The sequence below is a fragment of the Amycolatopsis sp. NPDC049252 genome, assembly GCF_043197175.1.
In the GTDB taxonomy this organism is placed as follows: Bacteria; Actinomycetota; Actinomycetes; order Mycobacteriales; family Pseudonocardiaceae; genus Amycolatopsis.
In genome coordinates, this window is sequence record NZ_JBICSQ010000039.1 from 47,855 (window position 1) to 66,139 (window position 18,285).

At 70.5% G+C, this 18,285-nt stretch carries 17 protein-coding genes; 12 read left to right on the forward strand and 5 right to left on the reverse strand.

Features of this window, described 5'->3' with window-relative positions; genetic code table 11:
- Window positions 1-79: 79 nt before the first annotated feature.
- From ACGFMK_RS30915 to ACGFMK_RS30925, 3 genes are all read right to left on the reverse strand, one after another.
- Window positions 80-832 (reverse strand): S1 family peptidase, encoded by a 753-nt coding sequence (locus ACGFMK_RS30915; RefSeq protein ID WP_392770550.1) that lies wholly within the window; start codon window positions 830-832, stop codon window positions 80-82.
- A gap of 141 nt (window positions 833-973) precedes the next feature.
- Complete coding sequence (locus ACGFMK_RS30920) at window positions 974-1,729, reverse strand: S1 family peptidase (RefSeq protein WP_392770553.1); 756 nt, start codon at window positions 1,727-1,729, stop codon at window positions 974-976.
- A 103-nt stretch (window positions 1,730-1,832) separates the two neighbouring features.
- On the reverse strand, window positions 1,833-2,207 hold the full coding sequence (locus ACGFMK_RS30925; protein WP_392770556.1) for an FKBP-type peptidyl-prolyl cis-trans isomerase: 375 nt from the start codon (window positions 2,205-2,207) through the stop codon (window positions 1,833-1,835).
- Between the two features lie 138 nt (window positions 2,208-2,345).
- Here ACGFMK_RS30925 and ACGFMK_RS30930 point away from each other — a divergent pair, with 138 nt between their 5' ends.
- From ACGFMK_RS30930 to ACGFMK_RS30945, 4 genes are all read left to right on the forward strand, one after another.
- Window positions 2,346-5,564: a penicillin acylase family protein gene (locus ACGFMK_RS30930; protein ID WP_392770558.1), complete on the forward strand. Its 3,219-nt coding sequence runs from the start codon at window positions 2,346-2,348 to the stop codon at window positions 5,562-5,564.
- 89 nt (window positions 5,565-5,653) lie between these two features.
- Entirely contained in the window at window positions 5,654-6,694 is a 1,041-nt protein-coding gene (locus tag ACGFMK_RS30935; protein WP_392770561.1) for a trans-sulfuration enzyme family protein, read from the forward strand.
- Between the two features lie 60 nt (window positions 6,695-6,754).
- The gene (locus ACGFMK_RS30940; protein ID WP_392770564.1) at window positions 6,755-7,561 is read left to right on the forward strand and encodes a hypothetical protein; all 807 of its coding nucleotides are present in this window, start codon (window positions 6,755-6,757) and stop codon (window positions 7,559-7,561) included.
- On the forward strand, window positions 7,558-8,139 hold the full coding sequence (locus tag ACGFMK_RS30945; protein WP_392770567.1) for a class F sortase: 582 nt from the start codon (window positions 7,558-7,560) through the stop codon (window positions 8,137-8,139). The genes ACGFMK_RS30940 and ACGFMK_RS30945 overlap by 4 nt, the downstream gene beginning before the upstream one ends.
- On the opposite strand, the gene ACGFMK_RS30950 is transcribed toward ACGFMK_RS30945, so the two are convergent.
- Both ACGFMK_RS30950 and ACGFMK_RS30955 read right to left on the reverse strand, forming a co-directional pair.
- Window positions 8,125-9,165 carry a patatin-like phospholipase family protein gene (locus ACGFMK_RS30950; protein WP_392770569.1) on the reverse strand — a complete coding sequence of 347 codons (1,041 nt, stop codon included), beginning with the start codon at window positions 9,163-9,165 and terminating at the stop codon, window positions 8,125-8,127. The genes ACGFMK_RS30945 and ACGFMK_RS30950 overlap by 15 nt on opposite strands.
- 19 nt (window positions 9,166-9,184) lie before the next feature.
- Window positions 9,185-9,928, reverse strand: a complete 744-nt coding sequence (locus tag ACGFMK_RS30955; protein WP_392770571.1) for a FadR/GntR family transcriptional regulator — start codon at window positions 9,926-9,928, stop codon at window positions 9,185-9,187.
- A gap of 66 nt (window positions 9,929-9,994) precedes the next feature.
- On the opposite strand from ACGFMK_RS30955, the gene ACGFMK_RS30960 reads away from it, so the two are divergent.
- The 8 genes from ACGFMK_RS30960 to ACGFMK_RS30995 are packed head-to-tail and all read left to right on the forward strand — an operon-like array spanning window position 9,995 to window position 18,283.
- On the forward strand, window positions 9,995-11,485 hold the full coding sequence (locus ACGFMK_RS30960; RefSeq protein WP_392770573.1) for an ABC transporter substrate-binding protein: 1,491 nt from the start codon (window positions 9,995-9,997) through the stop codon (window positions 11,483-11,485).
- Window positions 11,482-12,426, forward strand: coding sequence for an ABC transporter permease (locus ACGFMK_RS30965; protein ID WP_392770575.1), 945 nt, complete (start codon window positions 11,482-11,484; stop codon window positions 12,424-12,426). The genes ACGFMK_RS30960 and ACGFMK_RS30965 overlap by 4 nt, the downstream gene beginning before the upstream one ends.
- Complete coding sequence (locus tag ACGFMK_RS30970; protein ID WP_392770577.1) at window positions 12,426-13,232, forward strand: ABC transporter permease; 807 nt, start codon at window positions 12,426-12,428, stop codon at window positions 13,230-13,232. The genes ACGFMK_RS30965 and ACGFMK_RS30970 overlap by 1 nt, the downstream gene beginning before the upstream one ends.
- Complete coding sequence (locus ACGFMK_RS30975; protein WP_392770579.1) at window positions 13,229-13,960, forward strand: ABC transporter ATP-binding protein; 732 nt, start codon at window positions 13,229-13,231, stop codon at window positions 13,958-13,960. The genes ACGFMK_RS30970 and ACGFMK_RS30975 overlap by 4 nt, the downstream gene beginning before the upstream one ends.
- Complete coding sequence (locus tag ACGFMK_RS30980; RefSeq protein WP_392770581.1) at window positions 13,957-14,727, forward strand: ABC transporter ATP-binding protein; 771 nt, start codon at window positions 13,957-13,959, stop codon at window positions 14,725-14,727. Before ACGFMK_RS30975 ends, ACGFMK_RS30980 begins: the two co-directional genes overlap by 4 nt.
- Window positions 14,720-16,132, forward strand: coding sequence for an aldehyde dehydrogenase family protein (locus tag ACGFMK_RS30985; protein ID WP_392770583.1), 1,413 nt, complete (start codon window positions 14,720-14,722; stop codon window positions 16,130-16,132). The genes ACGFMK_RS30980 and ACGFMK_RS30985 overlap by 8 nt, the downstream gene beginning before the upstream one ends.
- Complete coding sequence (locus ACGFMK_RS30990; RefSeq protein WP_392770586.1) at window positions 16,129-16,887, forward strand: SDR family NAD(P)-dependent oxidoreductase; 759 nt, start codon at window positions 16,129-16,131, stop codon at window positions 16,885-16,887. Before ACGFMK_RS30985 ends, ACGFMK_RS30990 begins: the two co-directional genes overlap by 4 nt.
- A gap of 10 nt (window positions 16,888-16,897) precedes the next feature.
- Window positions 16,898-18,283, forward strand: coding sequence for an amidase (locus ACGFMK_RS30995; protein WP_392770589.1), 1,386 nt, complete (start codon window positions 16,898-16,900; stop codon window positions 18,281-18,283).
- The last annotated feature ends 2 nt before the right edge of the window (window positions 18,284-18,285 follow it).

The following is an 18,285-nucleotide window of genomic DNA, read 5'->3' on the forward strand; positions in this document are numbered from 1 at the left end:
TTATGGCCGCCGCCCCGGTGGGGGGAATGCCCGGGCCGGGCGTCACCCGGTGGACCACCGGGTGACGCCCGGATGGAGGTCAGCCCGTGTGCGAAGCGATCCAATCCGCGACGACGTCCGCGCGCGAGGTCGTCTCGAGCTGGTTGTGGGGGCAGTCCGGGCCGGTCGACTCCACCGAGACCAGCTGGCCACCGGAGCCGGCCGCGACGAAGTACGGCGCACCCGAGTCGTACACGCAGGCGCTCGTCGTCGACGTCGGCGCGACCCCCTGGACGCCCAGGTTGGCCGTCGTGACCTGGCCGACCTTCACCGTGCCCTGCTGAAGCTTCGTCGACGGCGTCGGGTTGGTGGCGGTGAGGCTGCCCCAGCCGGCGAGCGTCAGCAGCTGGCCGACCGACGGCGTCACCCGGTTGACCGTCAGCGGCGTGATGCCGGTGACGTCGGCGTCGAGGGTGGCGATCGCGATGTCGTTCGCGGCGGACTGGTAGACGGTCACCACGTTGCGCGTTACGCCCGGCGTGCCCTGGTCGACCGTGCCGAGCAGCACCGACGTCGGGTACGGCACCGGGCCGGAGACGCGGTTGCGGTTGGCGTCGTGGAAGCAGTGCCCGGCGGTGATGATCCAGTGGGACGCGATCAACGCGCCGGAGCAGGCGCTGTTGTACCTGGTGCCGTCGGGCTTCGGGATGTTCGTCATCGTGAGCTTCGCGGCGAACTGGAACTGGCCCGCCGGGACGTCGGAACCGTTGGCCACGGCCGACGCCGGTCCCGCGGTGGCGAGGCCGGCGGCGAGGGTCAGAAGGGCAGCGGAAAGCACAGCGCGAACGCGCATCGGTGGATCCCCCTTGTCACGCACCGGCGGCTCGCGCCGGTGATCACCTTCGAGCGTAGCGACGGCCCGGGAGTCGGAAATGCGCTGCTTGGAGTAACAAAACGGCCCCCGGCGCGGTGCCGGGGGCCGTTTTGCCGGGAATCAGCCGATGTGCGAAGCGATCCAGTCCGCGACGACGTCGACACGCGCCGTCGTCTCGACCTGGTCGTGGGGGCAGTCCGGGCCGTCGCTCTCGATGGAGACCAGGCGGCCGCCGTTCTTGCCCGTCGGCACGAAGTACGGGGCGCCCGAGTCGTAGGTGCACGCGCTCGTCGTCGACGTAGGGGCGACGCCCTGCACGCCGGTGTACAGCGGGTCGACCGTCGCGACCTTCATCAGGCCCTGCTGCAGCTTCGTGCCCGGCGTCGGGTCGACCGACGTCAGGCTGCCCCAGCCGGCGAGCACGACCTTCTGGCCCACGACGGGCGCCTTGCGGTTGACCGACAGCGGCTCGATGCCGAAGACCGGCTGGTCGAGCTCGGCGATCGCGATGTCGTTGCTCGGCGACTGGTACACCGTGACGACGTTGCGGGTGACCCCCGGCTTGTCGACGGTGGTGGTGCCCAGCAGCACGGACGTCGGGTACGGAACCGGGCCGGAGACCGGGTTGCGGGCCGCGTCGTGGAAGCAGTGGCCGGCGGTGATGATCCACTTCTTGGCGATCAGCGAACCCGAGCACGCGCTGTTGTACTTCGTGCCGTCGGTCCGCGGGATGTCCGTCATGGTCAGCTTCGCGGCGAACTTGAACGTTCCCTGCGGAACGTCGGCGCCGTTGGCCACGGCCGATGCCGGAGCGGCGGTGACGACCGCCGCGGCGAGCGCGAAGAGACTTGCGGAAAGCAGTGCGCGAATGCGCATTCTCAGGCCCCCCTGGTTGGGCCGGCTTCCGGCCGGCGATGGGGGCGAGGGTAGCGAAACCCGGTGTGGCGGTGGCGGGAATCCCCCCCACCGCCGGGGGAAGTCAGTTCACGCCGACCAGGTCGACGACGAAGACGAGGGTCTCGCCGGGCTTGATGACGCCGCCCGCGCCGCGCTCGCCGTAGGCCAGGTGCGGCGGGATGACGAGCTTGCGCCGTCCGCCGATCTTCATCCCGGCGACACCCTGGTCCCAGCCGGAGATGACCTGGCCGGCGCCGAGGCCGAAGCGCAGCGGTTCGCCGCGGTTCCAGGAAGCGTCGAACTCTTCGCCGGTCGAGTGCGAGACACCGACGTAGTGCACGGTGACGGACTTGCCGGGAGTGGCCTCCGCACCGTCGCCGACCGTGATGTCGGTGATCTCGAGGTCGGCCGGCGGGGTGCCGTCCGGGCGGTCGATTTGGGGCTTTTCCAAGGTCATGGCAGCCACCGTACCCACGCGCGCGAGGCTGCGCCGTTCGGACTACGCCCAAGGACTGAAAAACGCGAAAAGTCTTCACACTTGTCCTACCGGTGGGTAGCGTGCGCTTCGTCACTCTCCTGGAACGAGGGAGCCCTGATGCGACGTGGCATCCGCACCTTGACCTTGACGGCACTGGCGGGCCTGGTCGCCGGGCTCACTCAGGTCGCCGTCACCGCTCCGGCCGCCGAAGCGGCCGCCGCACCCAACGACTACTGCGGCGGGCAGTGCAGCGACATCCTGCCGCCCGGCGAAAACGGCAGCGCCACCCTCGCGGACATCCTGGCGCACAAGGTGCTCGGCACCCGCCCGGCGCACGCGGCCGACCAGCTCGGCAAGTACTCCTCGCTGGCCGGCGGCTACCAGACGCTGACCACCGGGGCGATCAACCAGTACTTCAACGACTCGTCGTTCGGCGTCGCGCCCGACCAGGTCGCCAGCACGATCCAGCCGCGCTCCGACGTGACGATCGTGCGCGACAAGTCCCTCGGCGTCCCGCACATCACCGGCACCACGCGCGCCGGCACCGAGTTCGGCGCCGGGTACGCGGCCGGGCAGGACCGGCTGTGGCTGATGGACGTCCTGCGCCACGCCGCCCGCGGCCAGGTCTCGTCGTTCGCCGGCGGCGCCCAGGCCAACCGGGAGCTGGAGCAGAGCTTCTTCGCGAACGCGCCCTACACCGAAGCCGAGCTGCAGCAGCAGATCGACCACGTCGCGGCGAGCGGCCCGCGCGGCGCGCAGGGCCTCGCCGACGCGCAGGCGTACGTCGACGGCATCAACAAGTACATCACCGACGCCCACAACGGCCGCTACTTCCCGGGCGAGTACGTGCTGACCGGGCACGTCGACGCGATCACCAACGCCGGCACCATCGACCCGTTCAAGCTGACCGACCTGGTCGCGCTCGCGTCGCTGGTCGGCGCCGAGTTCGGCGCCGGTGGCGGCGGCGAGGTGCAGAACGCCGTCGCGAAGCTGGCGCTGCAGGAGCAGTACGGCGCCGTGCAGGGGGAGAAGGTCTGGCAGAGCCTGCGGTCCGAGGACGACCCCGAGGCCGTCAAGACGCTGCACGACGGGCAGACGTTCCCGTACGGCAAGACCCCGGCCAACCCGGTCGGGCAGGCCCCGCCGGACAAGGGTTCGGTGAGTCCCCAGCAGCTGGTGTTCGACCAGACCGGCTCGGCGTCGACGGCGACTCCGTCCACTGTGGACGTCCCGGCGCCGGCCGCGCAGGAGCCCGCCCGCGGGATGTTCGACAACGGCGTGTTGCCGGGCGACATGCTGACCGACAAGCACGGCATGTCGAACGCGCTGGTCGTGTCCGGTTCGAAGACCGCCAGCGGCCACCCGGTCGCCGTCTTCGGCCCGCAGACCGGGTACTTCGCGCCGCAGCTGCTCCTGCTGCAGGAACTGCAGGGCCCGGGCATCAGCGCCCGCGGCGCGGCCTTCGCCGGGCTGAGCATGTACGTGCTGCTGGGCCGCGGCCAGGACTACTCGTGGAGCGCGACGACGTCGGCGCAGGACATCATCGACACGTACGCGCTGAACCTGTGCGACCCGAGCGGCAAGGCGCCGACGAAGGACTCGAACTACTACACCTACCAGGGCCAGTGCCTGCCGATGGACACCGTGGAGGTCAAGGACTCCTGGAGCCCGACGGTCGCCGACGGCACCGCGGCCGGCTCGTACACCCTGCGCGCCTACCGCACGAAGTACGGCCCGGTGACCAGCCGGGCGACGGTCGGCGGCAAACCCGTGGCCTACGCGCAGCTGCGGTCCTCGCTCTTCCACGAGGCCGACTCGCTGATCGGCTTCCAGGAGCTGAACGACCCGGGCTACGTCAAGTCCGCGGCGGACTTCCAGAAGGCCGCAGCCGACATCAACTTCACGTTCAACTGGTTCTACGCCGATTCGAAGGACATCGCGTACTTCAACTCCGGCGCCAACCCGGCCCGTCAGTCCAATGTGGACCCGAGTATGCCGGTGTGGGGTGACCAGGGGCACGACTGGATCGGCTGGAACCCGGCCGGCAACGTCGCGACCTACACCCCGGCGTCGCAGCACCCGCAGTCGGTCAACCAGGACTACTACGTCAGCTGGAACAACGCGCAGGCCAACGGCTACGCGGCAGCGGGCGCCGACAAGTCGGCCGTGCACCGCGTCGACCTGCTCGACACGCGCGTCAAGACGATGATCCTCACCGGCACCAAGGTCACCCGGGTCAACCTGACCCAGGCGATGGAGGACGCCGCGCTGGCCGACCTGCGTGCCGAACGGGTCCTGCCGCTGCTGCTGCAGGTGCTCGACAAGACGCCGACCACCGGGGCGGCCGCCGACGCCGAGGCGAAGCTGAAGACGTGGATGGCCAACGGCCACCAGCGGACGGAAACCACGCCCGGCAGCAAGGCGTACGCCGACGCCGACGCGATCCGGATCTTCGACGCATGGTGGCCGCTGCTGGTCCAGGCCGAGTTCAAGCCGGGCCTGGGCGACAACGCCTACAACGCGATGACGGGCGTGCTGGGCATCAACGAAAGCCCGTCCGGCTTCCAGAACGGCAACGGCCAGCACACCGGCCAGCCGCACAAGGGCTCGTCGTTCCAGTTCGGCTGGTGGGGTTACGTCAGCAAGGACATCCGGCAGGTGCTCGGCCAGCCGGTGGCCGGCCCGCTCGGCAGCACGTTCTGCGGCGGCGGCAACGTCACCACGTGCCGCCAGGCGCTCGTCGACTCGCTGACCACCGCCGCGGGCCAGGCCGCGAACACCGTCTACCCCGGTGACGCGAACTGCTCCGCGGGCGACCAGTGGTGCGCCGACACCATCGTGCACAACCCGCTGGGCGGCATCACGCAGGACAAGATCAGCTGGCAGAACCGCCCGACGTTCCAGCAGGTCGTCGAGTACACCGCGCACCGCGGCGACAACATCGCCAACCTCGCGCCGGGGAAGACGGTCAGCGCCACCAGCGCCGAGACCGGTTTCTACCCGTCCCCGGCGTCGAACGCGATCGACGGCAACGCCTCGACCCGCTGGGCCAGCGACTGGAGCGACAACCAGGCGATCACCGTCGACCTCGGCTCGGTCCAGCCGGTTTCCCGGGTGGCACTCAGCTGGGAATCGGCGTACGGCAAGGGGTACAAGATCCAGACCTCGGCGGACGCCGTGAACTGGACGGACGCCGCGGTCGTCACCGACGGGGACGGCGGCCAGGACAACCTGTCCTTCGCCCCGACGCAGGCCCGGTTCGTGAAACTGCAGGGCGTCCAGCGCGGCACCAAGTACGGCTACTCGCTCTACGAGTTCGAGGTGTACGCGCACTGAGACCAGGTCGGCCCGCCCGCGGACGCGCGGGCGGGCCGGCCGTCTTCGTCACAGTGACCGGCGGGATGACCTGCGGTTACGGTGATCGCATGGACGACTGGACGCCCCGCACCAAGGCCATCGCCGCCGGCCGGCCGCACGGTCCCGGTGAGCCGCTCAACACCCCGCTCGTCGCCACCAGCACCTACCAGGCCGGTGGCGACTTCGTCTACGCGCGCAGTGACGGCACGCCGACCTGGCACGCGCTCGAGGAGACCATCGGGGCGCTCGAAGGCGGCCACGCGACGGCGTTCGCGTCCGGCGTCGCCACCCTGTCCGCGGTCCTGGACCTGCTGCCGGTCGGGTCGCGGGTGGTCGTTCCGACGTTCAGCTACGCCGTGACGCGCGGGGTGCTCACCCACGCGCAGAAGCTCGGCAAGCTCGCCGTCACCGAGCTCGAGCCGACCGACACCGCGGCCTGGGTCGCCGAGGCCGCGACGTCCGACCTGGTCTGGCTGGAGTCGCCGACCAACCCGACGCTCGACGTCATGGACATCAAGACCATCGCCGCCGCCGCGCGCGGCCGGGTCGTCGTCGACAACACCTTCGCGACGCCGTTGCAGCAGCGGCCGCTGGAACTCGGCGCCGACGTCGTCGTGCACAGCGCGACCAAGCTGATCGGCGGGCACAGCGACCTGCTGCTGGGGATCACCGTGGCCAAGGACCCGGCCGTCGCGGCCGAGCTGCGCGGCGCGCGGACCCGCGTCGGGTCGACGCCGGGCGCGCTGGAGGCGTGGCTCGCGCTGCGTGGCCTGCGGACGATGCCGGTGCGGCTCGCCGAGCAGTCCCGCACGGCCGCGCTGCTGGCCGGGCGCCTCGACGGGCACCCGGCGGTGACGCGGGTGCGCTACCCGGGGTTCGGGATGATGGTCGCGTTCGAACTGGCCGACGCCGAAGCGGCCGACAAGCTCTGCTCGACGGTCCGGCTGATTCGCCCGGCCACCAGCCTCGGCGGCGTCGAAAGCCTGGTCGAACGGCGGGCGTGGCTGCCGGGTGAGGAGCGCGTGCCGCCGGGGTTGGTGCGGTTCAGCGTCGGCCTCGAGGACCCGGAGGACCTCTGGCGCGATCTGTCCATCGCCCTCGCGGAGTAACACCAACGGACGAATCCTCGATAGTCGCGGCATCGCAGTTCAACGCCGTTGGGAGCCATCGTGGGTAGAACGCTGAACCGAGTCGCGGGGATCGTTTCCGCGGGCGCGCTGATCACCTTCGCCGCCGCTCCGGCCGCACTGGCGGAGGACACGGACCCCACCACGACGTCGACCACGGAGACGAGCACCACCTCCGAGACGACCACGACGACGGCCCCACCGACGTCGGAGACCACCACGGCACCCCCGGCCACGGAGACGACCACCGGGACGACCTCCGCGCCGGGCACGACCCGCGTCACGAAAACGGAGACCACGACCACGACGTCGGGCGACGCCGAGCCGCCGGCCGACGACTACCAGGACAACACCGGCCACGGCGTCGTCGGCGTCGGCGGCGAAGGCAGCCTGACCATCAACTGCGCGGCCGGCGCGCCCGGGGACGTGGCGACCCAGTACCTGAGCATCACCGGTGGTCCGGACCAGGACGGGGCCGACGGCCGGATCTGGCACTACTCCGTGCGGGTCGACCAGCTCCCGCCGGGCACGACCACCGGCAAGTTCAGCTGGACCTGCGGCGGTGTCGAGGGCGAGGGCACCGTCGACTTCGAGCAGGCGCCGCCGACGGAGACCAGCACCACGACCCCGCCGACCAGCACCACCACGACCCCGCCGACCAGCAGCAGCACCACCACCAGCGCGCCGACCACGACCAGCACGCCGTCGAGCACCGCGCCGATCACGACGAGCACGTCGACCACCGGCAGCAGCAGCACCACCGCTCCCGGCAACGCCGCACCGAAGGCCCAGGTCAAGGTCGCGCCCAAGGGCGGGGTCGAGACGGGCTTCGGCGGCACGGCCTGGTGACCGTCCGCCTGGCGGCCGTCGCGGTCGCTCTCGCGCTGGCTTTGGCCGGTTGCGGCTCCGCGACGGAACCACCCAAAGCGGCCGCGCCGGTTCCGTCGTCGGTGCCGGTGACCGCGCCGTTCAAGGGCCTGCGCCCGACGGCGGTGAAGATCCCGAAGATCGGGGCCGACTCCAGCCTGATCTCCGTCGGCCTCAAGACCGACGGCTCGATTTCCGTGCCGTCGGTGCACAAGCCGATGCAGGCCGCCTGGTACCAGCTCTCGCCGGTGCCCGGCGACGTCGGCCCGGCGGTCGTGCTCGGGCACGTCGACGGCGACAAGCAGCCCGGCATCTTCTACAAGCTCAAGGACCTCGCGCCCGGTGACGAGGTGGACGTCGATCGCAGCGACGGCAAGAAGCTGAAGTTCGTCGTGGACCACGTCACGCAGGTTCCGAAGGAGACGTTCCCGCGTGACGCGGTGTACGGCAACAGCGACAAGCCGGAACTGCGGCTGATCACGTGCGGCGGCGTGTTCGACCACGCCGCGCACAGCTACAAGGACAACATCATCGTCTACGCGAACCTAGCCAACGCCTGAGCCCTTGTAGGGGAACGACTTCGGCGCGACCGCCGACGGGTCGACCCACTTGCGCATGCCGGCGTCGCAGGCGGCGTAACCCCAGTTGATCAGCTGGTCCTGCAGCCGTTCCGTGGTACGCGTCAGCCGGGTGCTGGTCTCGGCCAGCGCGCGGGTCTGTGCGACGGGTGCGACCAGCGCGTCCGGCAGCTCGAAGTGCTCGATGTCGCTGTAGGTCGCCCAGTAGGTTCCGGCATACGTCTTGTCCTCGTAGGACTTCAGAAGCGTGCCGGTGCGCAGCTCGCGGACCTGGTTGTCCATCACGGTCAGCACGCGCAGCAGCTGCATCGGCCAGTTGCGCTTCGGGTTGTCCTCGTGCTTCATCTTCTTGCCGGCGTCGCTGACCAGGACGACCGCCCGCTGGTTCTCGATCGGGTCCAGGCCGAGGTTGTCGTACACCCCGGCGTCGCTCAGCACGATCTTGCGGTCCGGCTGGTGCGGGTCGGGGAGCACGACCGGCGAGAGCAACGGCGGGAACGCCGACGACGCGGCGACGGCGGTGGCCAGCGGGATCTGCCCGTGCGGACCGGCCTGGCGGAAGAACCACCACAGCGAGCCGTCCTGCAGGCTGGTCGCGGTGAACACGAAGTGCGGTCCGGCCGGGTCGAGCTGGTCGAGCCGGCAGTCGCCGAAGAGGTGCCTCGCGTAGACGCGCGCGAGCTCTTCGCCCGCGCTACGCCACGGGATGAACATCGCCTTGAGCGTCACCGGGATGTCGAGATTGGTCCGGGCCAGTTTCCGGATCGGCTCCACGACGAGCTTGGCGAAGTTGTCCGCGATGCCGTCGTCCCCGAACGAAAGCTGGTGCCACGAGTGGGCCAGGACGCCGGCCGCGATCGAGCCGCCGGACACGCTGGAGACGGTCGTCAGTTTCGGCAGCCAGCCGAGTTCGTTGAGCCGCCAGAGTGCGCCGGTGTGGAAGAGCATCGCGCGGTAGCCGCCGCCGGAGAGAGCCAGGCCGACACCTTCGCGTTCCGTCGATTCCACCCGGTCGAGTGTAGGGGCCTCACCGCAACAACGGCGTGAGCAGTGGCCGCTGTTCGGCCGGGACGTACTCGGCGTAGTTGTCGTACAACGCTTGTTTGGCCAGGTGAGCGGCCCCGGCGCCGTCCGACGCGCGGACCGCGTCGAGCACCTCGGCGTGGTGCGTGAGCCAGGTGCGCATCAGCGACGTCCGGTTGCTGGCGTGCTCCAGTTTGTCCTCGATGAGTTCGAGCACGACCCCGCGGACGACCTCTTCGCTGACCACCAGCAGCGGGTTCCGCGAGATCCGCGCGATGACCTCGTGGAACGCGACGTCCGCGCGGCTGAACTCGGCGTACCCGTGCGAGACGCCTTCGCGCATCGCCTCGAGGGCTTCGGCCAGTCCGGCCAGGTCGTCGTCGGTGCGCAGCTCCGCGGCCAGCAGGTGGGCCGAGCCGTCGAGGATCATCCGGAACTGCAGCAGCTCCGCGAGCCCGACGTGGTCGGCGCGCGCGAGCCGGTGCATCGAGCGGTGCAAGGCCACCGGAGACGCGGCCAAGACCTCCGGCCCCCGCGGATCGCCGGGCCGTGACCGGATCATTTCGGCGGCCTGCAGCACACGCAGGGCTTCGCGGATCGTCGACCGGCCGACACCGAACTGGATCATCAGCTCACGCTCGCTGGGCAGGCGTTCGCCCGGCTTGAGCGCACCGCTGACCACGGCCTGCTCGATCTGCTCGACGACCCGCTCGTACGCGCGGACCGGAGCCACCGGTTCGAACCGCATCCCTTGACCTCGACGTCCGTCGCGTGCAGGCTACTGGTCAGACCAGTGTACCCACCTGGAGGCCAGATGAAAGCCCGGATTCCCGTGCTGGCAGCGGCGCTGCTGCTCGTGGTGTCCGGCTGCTCGGCCGGCTCGTCGGCGAGCGTTTCCGCTGGGCCGGACACGCTTTCCGTCGGGTTCACGGCAGAGCCGGCGAACTTCGACTTCACCAAGACCGACGGTGCCGCGATCCCGCAGGCGTTGCTCTACAACGTCTACGAAGGCCTGGTGAAGCTCGATCCGCAGGGTCGCGTGGTGCCGCTGCTCGCGAAGTCGTGGACGATCAGCCCGGACCGGAAGACCTACGACTTCCAGCTGCAGCCGGGCGTCAAGTTCAGCAACGGCGCGCCGTTCACCGCCGAGGACGTCAAGTTCTCGCTGCTGCGCGTGAAGACGGACTGGACGATCTCGATCAAGTCCACAATGGACGTCGTCGACCACGTCGACGTCGTGGCGCCGGACCACGCGCGGGTCGTGCTCTCGAAGCCGTCGAACGGCTGGCTGTTCAGCCTCACCAGCCGGCTCGGCGCGATGTTCAGCCCCACCGGCGTGGCCGACCTGGCGAACAAGCCGATCGGCACCGGGCCGTACGTCGTGGCCGCCCGCAAGCGCGGTGACTCCGTCGTGCTCAAGGCGAATCCCGGGTACTGGGGCCGGAAACCGGCGTACCGGACAGTTGTACTGAAGTACATCAAGGACCCGACCGCGCTGAACAACGCGCTGTACAGCAACGGTATCGATGTCATCTCGGCGATCACCGCGCCCGACTCGATCCCGCAGTTCCAGGCCGACGACCGGTTCCAGGTGGTCCAGGGCACGTCCAACAGCGAGGTCACGCTGGCGTTCAACAACAAACGCGCGCCGCTGACCGACCCGCGGGTGCGCCAGGCGCTGACCTACGCGATCGACCGGAAGGCGCTGCTCGACACGGCGTGGGCCGGGCGCGGCACGCTGATCGGCAGCATGGTCCCGCCGACCGACCCCTGGTACGAGGACCTGTCGAACGTCCACCCGTTCGATCCGGCGAAGGCGAAAGCGCTGCTGAGCGAGGCCGGCGCGACGAACCTGAACCTGCGGATGCGGATCCCGAACCTCCCGTACGCCGTCTCGGCCGCGCAAGTCGTCCAGTCGCAGCTGGCCGACGTCGGCGTCCGGGCGACGATCGAGCCACTCGACTTCCCGGCCGTCTGGCTGAAGCAGGTCTTCACCGACCACGACTACGACCTGTCGATCATCCAGCACGTCGAGGCCCGTGACATCACGACGTTCGGCAAGCCGACCTACTACTGGGGCTACGACAACAAGCGCGTCCAGCAGTTGCTCGCCGGGGCCGACAGCGGAACGCCGGAGCAGCAGGTCGCGGACATGAAACTGGTCGCCAAGCAGCTCAACGCCGACGCGGCCGCGGACTGGCTCTTCCTGTTCCCCAACGTGATCGTGGCGAAGGCGAAGGTCGGCGGGTTCGCCGCGAACCAGGTCAGCGAGTCGTTCGACCTGACCGGATTGGCGCCGCGATGACCGCCAAGGTACTGCGCCGGGTGGCGATCTTCGTGGTCAGCGTGCTGGTCGCGTCGATCGTGGTGTTTCTCTTCATGGCCGTGCTACCGGGTGATCCGGCGCAGGTCGCGCTCGGTGTCAACGCGACGCCGGAGCTGCTCGCCAAGACCCGCGCCGAGTTCGGCATCGACCGGCCGCTGGTCACGCAGTACTTCGACTGGATCTCCGGTGTGCTGCACGGCGACTTCGGCCGCTCGTACGTCACCCGCGACACCATCGGCCCGCAGCTGCTCGACCGCCTCGGCGTCACGCTCTGGCTGGTCGGCGCCGGGATGCTGGTGGCGCTGATCATCGCCATCCCCGCCGGGACGTTCGCCGCGGTCAAGCACCGGAAGGCGTCCGGTGCCGGCGTTTCCGGGCTGTCGCAGATCGGCGTCGCGATCCCGGCGTTCCTGGCCGGGATCATCCTGGTGCAGATCTTCGCGGTGCAGCTGCGCTGGCTGCCGTCCGGTGGGTGGACGCCGCCGGACCAGGACTTCGGTGAGTTCTTCCGCGGCCTGGTCCTCCCGGCGTTGTCCCTCGGCCTGGTGCAGGGCGCGGTGCTCACGCGCTATGTGCGCTCGGCCGTGCTCGACACGCTCGGTCAGGACTACTTGCGCACCGCGCGGTCGAAGGGCTTGATGCCAGGACAGGCTTTGGTGCGCCACGGCCTGCGCAACGCGTCCGTCCCGGTCGTCACGGTGCTCGGGCTGCAGCTCGCGACGCTGCTGATCGGCGCGGTGGTCGTCGAGCGCGTGTTCGTGCTGCCGGGGCTGGGCTCGATGCTGCTGGACGCGGTCGCGTCGCGCGATCTGCTGACCGTGCAGGGGATCGTGCTCGTGCTGGTGGTCGGCGTGCTGCTGGTCAACTTCGTCGTCGACGTCCTCTACACCGTGCTCGACCCGCGATTGCGAGGTTCGTGATGCGCAATCTCGTGCTCGGCGGGGTGCTCGTCGGCCTGGTCGTGCTGGCCGCCGTGCTCTCGTTCTTCTGGACGCCCTTCGACCCGGTAAAGGTCGACGCGGCCCACCGGCTGCTCGGCTCCGGAGGCGCTCACTGGTTCGGTACCGACAAGTTCGGGCGTGACCTGCTCAGCCAGATCATGGTCGGCGCGCGGACCACGCTGTACGTCGGCGTGGTCGCGGTCGGCATCGCCGCGGTGATCGGGACGCCGCTCGGGATCCTGGCCGGGATGTCGCCGCGGTGGCTCGGCGAGTTCGTCATGCGGGTCAACGACCTGGTGCTCGCGTTCCCCGCGCTGTTGCTGGCGATCATGTTCGGCGCGGTGTTCGGCGCGGACACGCTGACCGCGATGGTCGCGATCGGCATCGCGACGATCCCGTCGTTCGCGCGGATCGCCCGGTCCGGGACGCTGCAGGTGATGAGCACCGAGTTCGTGCTCGCCGCCCGCGCCGGCGGCCGGTCGCGGCTGACCATCGCGGTGCGGCACGTGCTGCCGAACATCTCCGGCCTGCTGATCGTGCAGGCGTCGGTGTCGTTCGCGATCGCCGTGCTGGCCGAGGCGGCCCTGTCGTTCCTCGGGTTCGGCACGCGGCCGCCGACGCCGTCGTGGGGCCGGATGCTGCAGGAGTCCCAGGAACTACTGACGGTCCAGCCGCGGCTGGCGCTGGTGCCGGGTATCGCGATCGCCGTCGCCGTCCTCGGGTTCAACCTCCTCGGTGACGGTTTGCGCGACCGCCTCGATCCTCGATTGGCGGCCCGCGTATGACTCTCTCCGTCACGGGGCTCAGCGTCTCCTCGCTCATTCGCGACGTTTCCTTCGAGATCGGCGCGGGTGAGCGCGTCGGCCTGATCGGCGAGTCCGGCTCCGGGAAGTCGTTGACGGCGCTGGCGATCATGGGCCTGCTTCCCGAGGAGCTGCACGCGTCCGGCTCGGTGCGGCTCGGTGACCGGGAGCTGCTGGGAATGTCCGAAAAGGACCTTTCCCGGCTGCGCGGTGACGAGCTGGCGATGGTGTTCCAGGAGCCGATGACGGCGTTGAACCCGGCGATGCGGGTGGGCCGTCAGGTCACCGAGCCGGGCCGGATCCACGGCCGTCGCCACCGCGCTGAGGAACTCCTCGCTGCCGTCGGGCTGCCCGGCACGGCCCGCGCGTACCCGCACCAGCTGTCCGGCGGCCAGCGGCAACGCGTTGTCCTCGCGATGGCCTTGGCCAACGAGCCGTCGCTGCTGATCTGCGACGAGCCGACGACCGCCCTCGACGTCACCGTGCAGGCCCAGATCCTCGCGCTCATCAAGACGTCCCTTTCCCGTGAAAGCGCCCTGCTGTTCATCACGCACGACCTCGCGGTGGTGGCGTCGGTGTGCGAGCGCGTGCTGGTGATGCTCGACGGCGAGATCGTCGAAGCGGGCTCGACGCGCGAAGTCCTGACGTCGCCGAAGCACGAGTACACGCGCAAGCTGCTGGACGCGTCGGACCTGGAGGCGCGCCGATGATCATCGAAGTCCGCGACCTGGAACGGCGGTACGCCCGCCGGGACGTCCACGCGCTGCGTGGTGTCAGCTTCGACGTCGAGGCCGGGCAGCGGTTCGGCATCGTCGGCGAGTCCGGTTCGGGGAAGTCCACGCTGGTCCGGTTGCTGGCGGCGCTCGACAAGCCGACCGCCGGCACGGTGTCGTTCCAAAGTCGGCGTATCGACAACCTGCCGGAGCGGAAACTCGGCTTCCTGCGGTCCGAACTACAGATCGTCTTCCAGGACCCGATGGGTTCCCTCGACCCGCGGATGCGCGTGCGGGACATCATTTCCGAGCCGCTCGGCCATCGCGATCCGGACCGGGTCGCGGAGTTGCTCGCCGCGGTTGGCCTGCCCGCGGACGCGGCGGGCCGGTACCCGCACCAGTTCTCCGGCGGGCAGCGGCAGCGGATCTCCATCGGGCGTGCGCTGGCGCCGAACCCTCGTGTGCTCATCGCGGACGAGCCGGTCAGCGCCCTCGACGTCTCGGTCCGCGGCCAGATCCTCGACTTGCTCGCTTCGCTCGTTGAACAGTTTTCCCTGACGCTGATCTTCGTGTCGCACGACCTCGGTGTCGTCCGGCACGTCTGTGACCGCGTCGCGGTGATGCGCCGCGGCGAGATCGTCGAACTCGGCGACGTCGGGCAGGTCTACGACGCGCCGCAGCACGAGTACACCCGGGAACTCCTGGCCGCCGCGCCGAACCTGCGCGCGGAACTGGCCCGGCTGAGCGGAGGCGAGGATGCCTGACTACCCGGACGGCCTGCCGATCGGCGCGGGCTGGATGTCCACTGTGGACACGTCGGACGTCGTGTTCCCGTACGACGGGAGTGTCATCGGCACCGCGCCCGTCGGCACGCCGGAGCTGGCTACGCGCGCTGTCGACGCGGCTGTCGCCGTCGCGCGCGAAGTGGCGTCGTTGCCTTCGCGGACTCGTCGCACCCTGCTGAACGACGTCGCCGCCGCTTTGACCGCCAGGCGTGAGGAGTTCGAGAACCTGCTCGTGCTGGAGACCGGCAAGCCCCTGGTCGACTGCCGGATCGAGGTCGCCCGCACCATCGTCACCTGGGAAGCCGCCGCCGAAGAGGTGTCGCGCCTGCACGGCGAGACCGTCCCTTTGGATCTGCTGCCCTCGGGTGACGGGTTGGTCGGGTTCTGGAAGCGCAAGCCGATCGGCGTGGTCGTCGGCATCACGGGCTTCAACTACCCGCTGCTGCTGGCGTCGCACAAGATCGCCCCGGCGATCGCCGCGGGCTGCCCGGTGATCGTCAAACCCGCACCGCAGACGCCACTGGCCACCCTGTGGCTCGTGCACTTGATCCGGGAGATCGCGCCCGTTCCGGCCATGGTCCAGCTGGTCACCGGTGACGCCGCGGTGGGTGCGGCGCTGACGACCGACCGCCGGATCGGCGCGGTCTCGTTCACCGGCTCGGCCGCGGTCGGCCACCGCATCGCCCGCGACGCGGCCCCGACCAAAACGCTGCTGGAGCTGGGTTCGAACGCCGCCCTCGTCGTCGCCGAAGACGCGGACCTGGACGCGGCCGCGGACGCCGTCCTGCGCGGCGGGTTCTACGCGTCCGGCCAGGCGTGCATCTCGGTGCAGCGGGTCCTGGTCGTAGCGTCGGTGGCGTCCGAGTTCACCGAACGCGTGCTGGCGCGGCTCGACGAGGTCGTCACCGGCGACCCCCGCGACGAGAAGACGCGGGTGTCCGCGCTGATCGACCCCGCGTCCACCGACCGCGTCGCCACGTGGATCGAGAAGTCCGGTGCTCGCCAGGTCGGCGGCGGTGTCGAAGGCACCGTGCTGCGCCCGACCGTCCTGCTCGACGTCCCGGACGGCGTCGAGGCCTGGGACGAGGAGATCTTCGGTCCGGTCGTCTGCCTGCGCACGGTGTCCGATGTGGACGAAGCCTTCGCCGCGGTCAACGCGTCCCGCTACGGCCTCCACGCCAGCGTCTACAGCCGGTCGTTGAAGACGGCGTTCCGTGCGCTCGACGAGCTGGACGTCGGCGGCGTGGTGGTCAACGAGGTGCCCGGGTTCCGCTCGGACACCATGCCGTACGGCGGGGTGAAGGACTCCGGCATCGGCCGCGAGGGCCCGCGCTTCGCCGTCGAAGAGCTGACCGTGACGAGGATGGCGGTGCTGCGGCCGTGAACTACGAGAACTTGTTCCGCTTGGACGGACGCCGTGCCGTGGTGCTCGGCGGCGGCAGCGGGATCGGCCGCGAGGCCGCGCGAGCCCTGGCCGCCCACGGCGCCTCAGTAGTGGTCGCGGACCGAAACATCGAAGCGGCGCGCGAAACCGGTGTCGGCGAGGCGTACGAGATCGACCTCCTCGAATCCGGCGCCGTGGACCGCGCGGCGAGTGACCTCGGGCCGCTCGACGTCGTCGTGCTGACCGCCGCGACCAATGTCCGCAAGCGCTTGCTCGACTACACCCGCGACGAGTTCGACCGGGTCATCGCGCTCAACCTCGGGGTGACGTTCGAGGTCGTCCGGGCGTTCGGCGCCGACATGGTCGCGCGCGGGCGGGGGAGCATCATCGGCTTCTCGTCGATCCGCGGCACGACCGTCGAGCCTGGTCAGGGCCCGTACGCGGCCACGAAAGCCGGGCTCGTCCAGCTGTTCCGGACGGCCGCCGCGGAGTTCGGCCCGGCCGGCGTCCGGGTCAACGCGATCGCCCCCGGTGTCGTCGAGACCCCGCTGACCGCGCAGATCAAGGCGAACCCCGAGTGGTACGACGCGTACGCGCAGAAAGGCGCGCTGGGCCGCTGGGCGCGTCCCGACGAGCTCGCCGGCGCCGTCGTCTACCTCGCTTCGGACGCCTCGACGTTCGTCACCGGCTCCGTGTTGGCTGTGGACGGCGGCTGGACCGCCGTCGACGGCCGCTTCGAACCGCCTGCTTCGTGAAGGAGGGCTCATGACCGAGCTGCCCGACCTGACCGCCGTCGAACTCGTCGCGCAGTACCGCGCGAAGACGCTCTCGCCGGTCGAGGTGACCGAAGCCGTCCTGGCGCGGATCGAGGCGCGGGAACCCGAGCTGCATGCGTTGTACGCGTACGACCCTTCAGCCGCGCGTGACGACGCGAAGGGCGCCGAAGCGCGTTGGCACGCGGGCGAACCGCTGGGCCCGATCGACGGCGTTCCGCTGACGCTCAAGGAGAACATCGCGACCCGCGGCACCCCGGTCCCGCTGGGCACGGCGGCGACCGCGCTCGTCCCCGCGGCCGACGACGCCCCGGCCGCCGCGCGGATTCGCGAGTCCGGCGGTGTCCTGCTGGCCAAGACGACGATGCCGGACTACGGGATGCTGACGTCCGGCCTGTCGAGCTTCCACACGACGGCGCGCAACCCGTGGCAGACATCCGCGAGCCCCGGTGGGTCGAGCGCGGGTGCCGGCGCGGCCGGCGCGGCGGGGTACGGCCCGCTGCACGTCGGCACCGACATCGGCGGCTCGATCCGGCTGCCCGCGGGCTGGTGCGGGCTGGTCGGGTTGAAGCCGAGTTTCGGCCGCGTGCCGGTCGACCCGCCGTTCCTCGGCCGCGTCGCCGGGCCGATGACCCGCACGGTCGCCGACACGGCGTTGCTGATGAGCGTCCTGTCCGCGCCCGATCCGCGTGACCACCTGAGCCTGCCGCCCACCGACCTGCCGTGGTCTTCGCTCGACGGTTCGCTCGAAGGCCTGCGCGTCGGCCTGCAGCTCGACTCCGGCCCCGGCCTCCCGGTCGACCCGGCCACCCGCGACGCCGTCACCGCGGCGGCCCGCGCGTTCGAGGCCGCGGGCGCGGTCGTCGAGCCGGTCGGGCCGTTCCTCACCCGCGAGATGCTCAGCGGCCTGGACACGTTCTGGCGCACCCGCGCCTGGGCCGACATGACGTCGTTGCCGCTCGACCGGCGCGCGAAGGTGCTGCCCTACATCGCGGAGTGGGCGGCGGGCGGCGCGAACCTGTCCGGGGTGGACGTCTACCGCGGCTTCGCGCAGATCGACACGATCAGCGTCGCGACCCTGCGCGCGACTTCGCCGTTCGACGTCGTGCTGTCGCCGACCTGCCCGGTCGCGGCGCCGCCCGCGGAGTGGGCGTCCCCGACGAACGACCCGGCCCGGCCGTTCGAGCACATCGGGTTCACCGTGCCCTACAACATGTCCGGCCAGCCCGCGGTGTCCGTGAACTGCGGTTACACCGACGACGGCCGGCCGATCGGCCTCCAGATCAGCGGCCGCCGGTTCGACGACGTCGGTGTCCTGCGCGCCGCCGCGGCGTACGAAGCGATCCGCCCGCCGCAGCGGCCCTGGCCGATCGGTTAAAG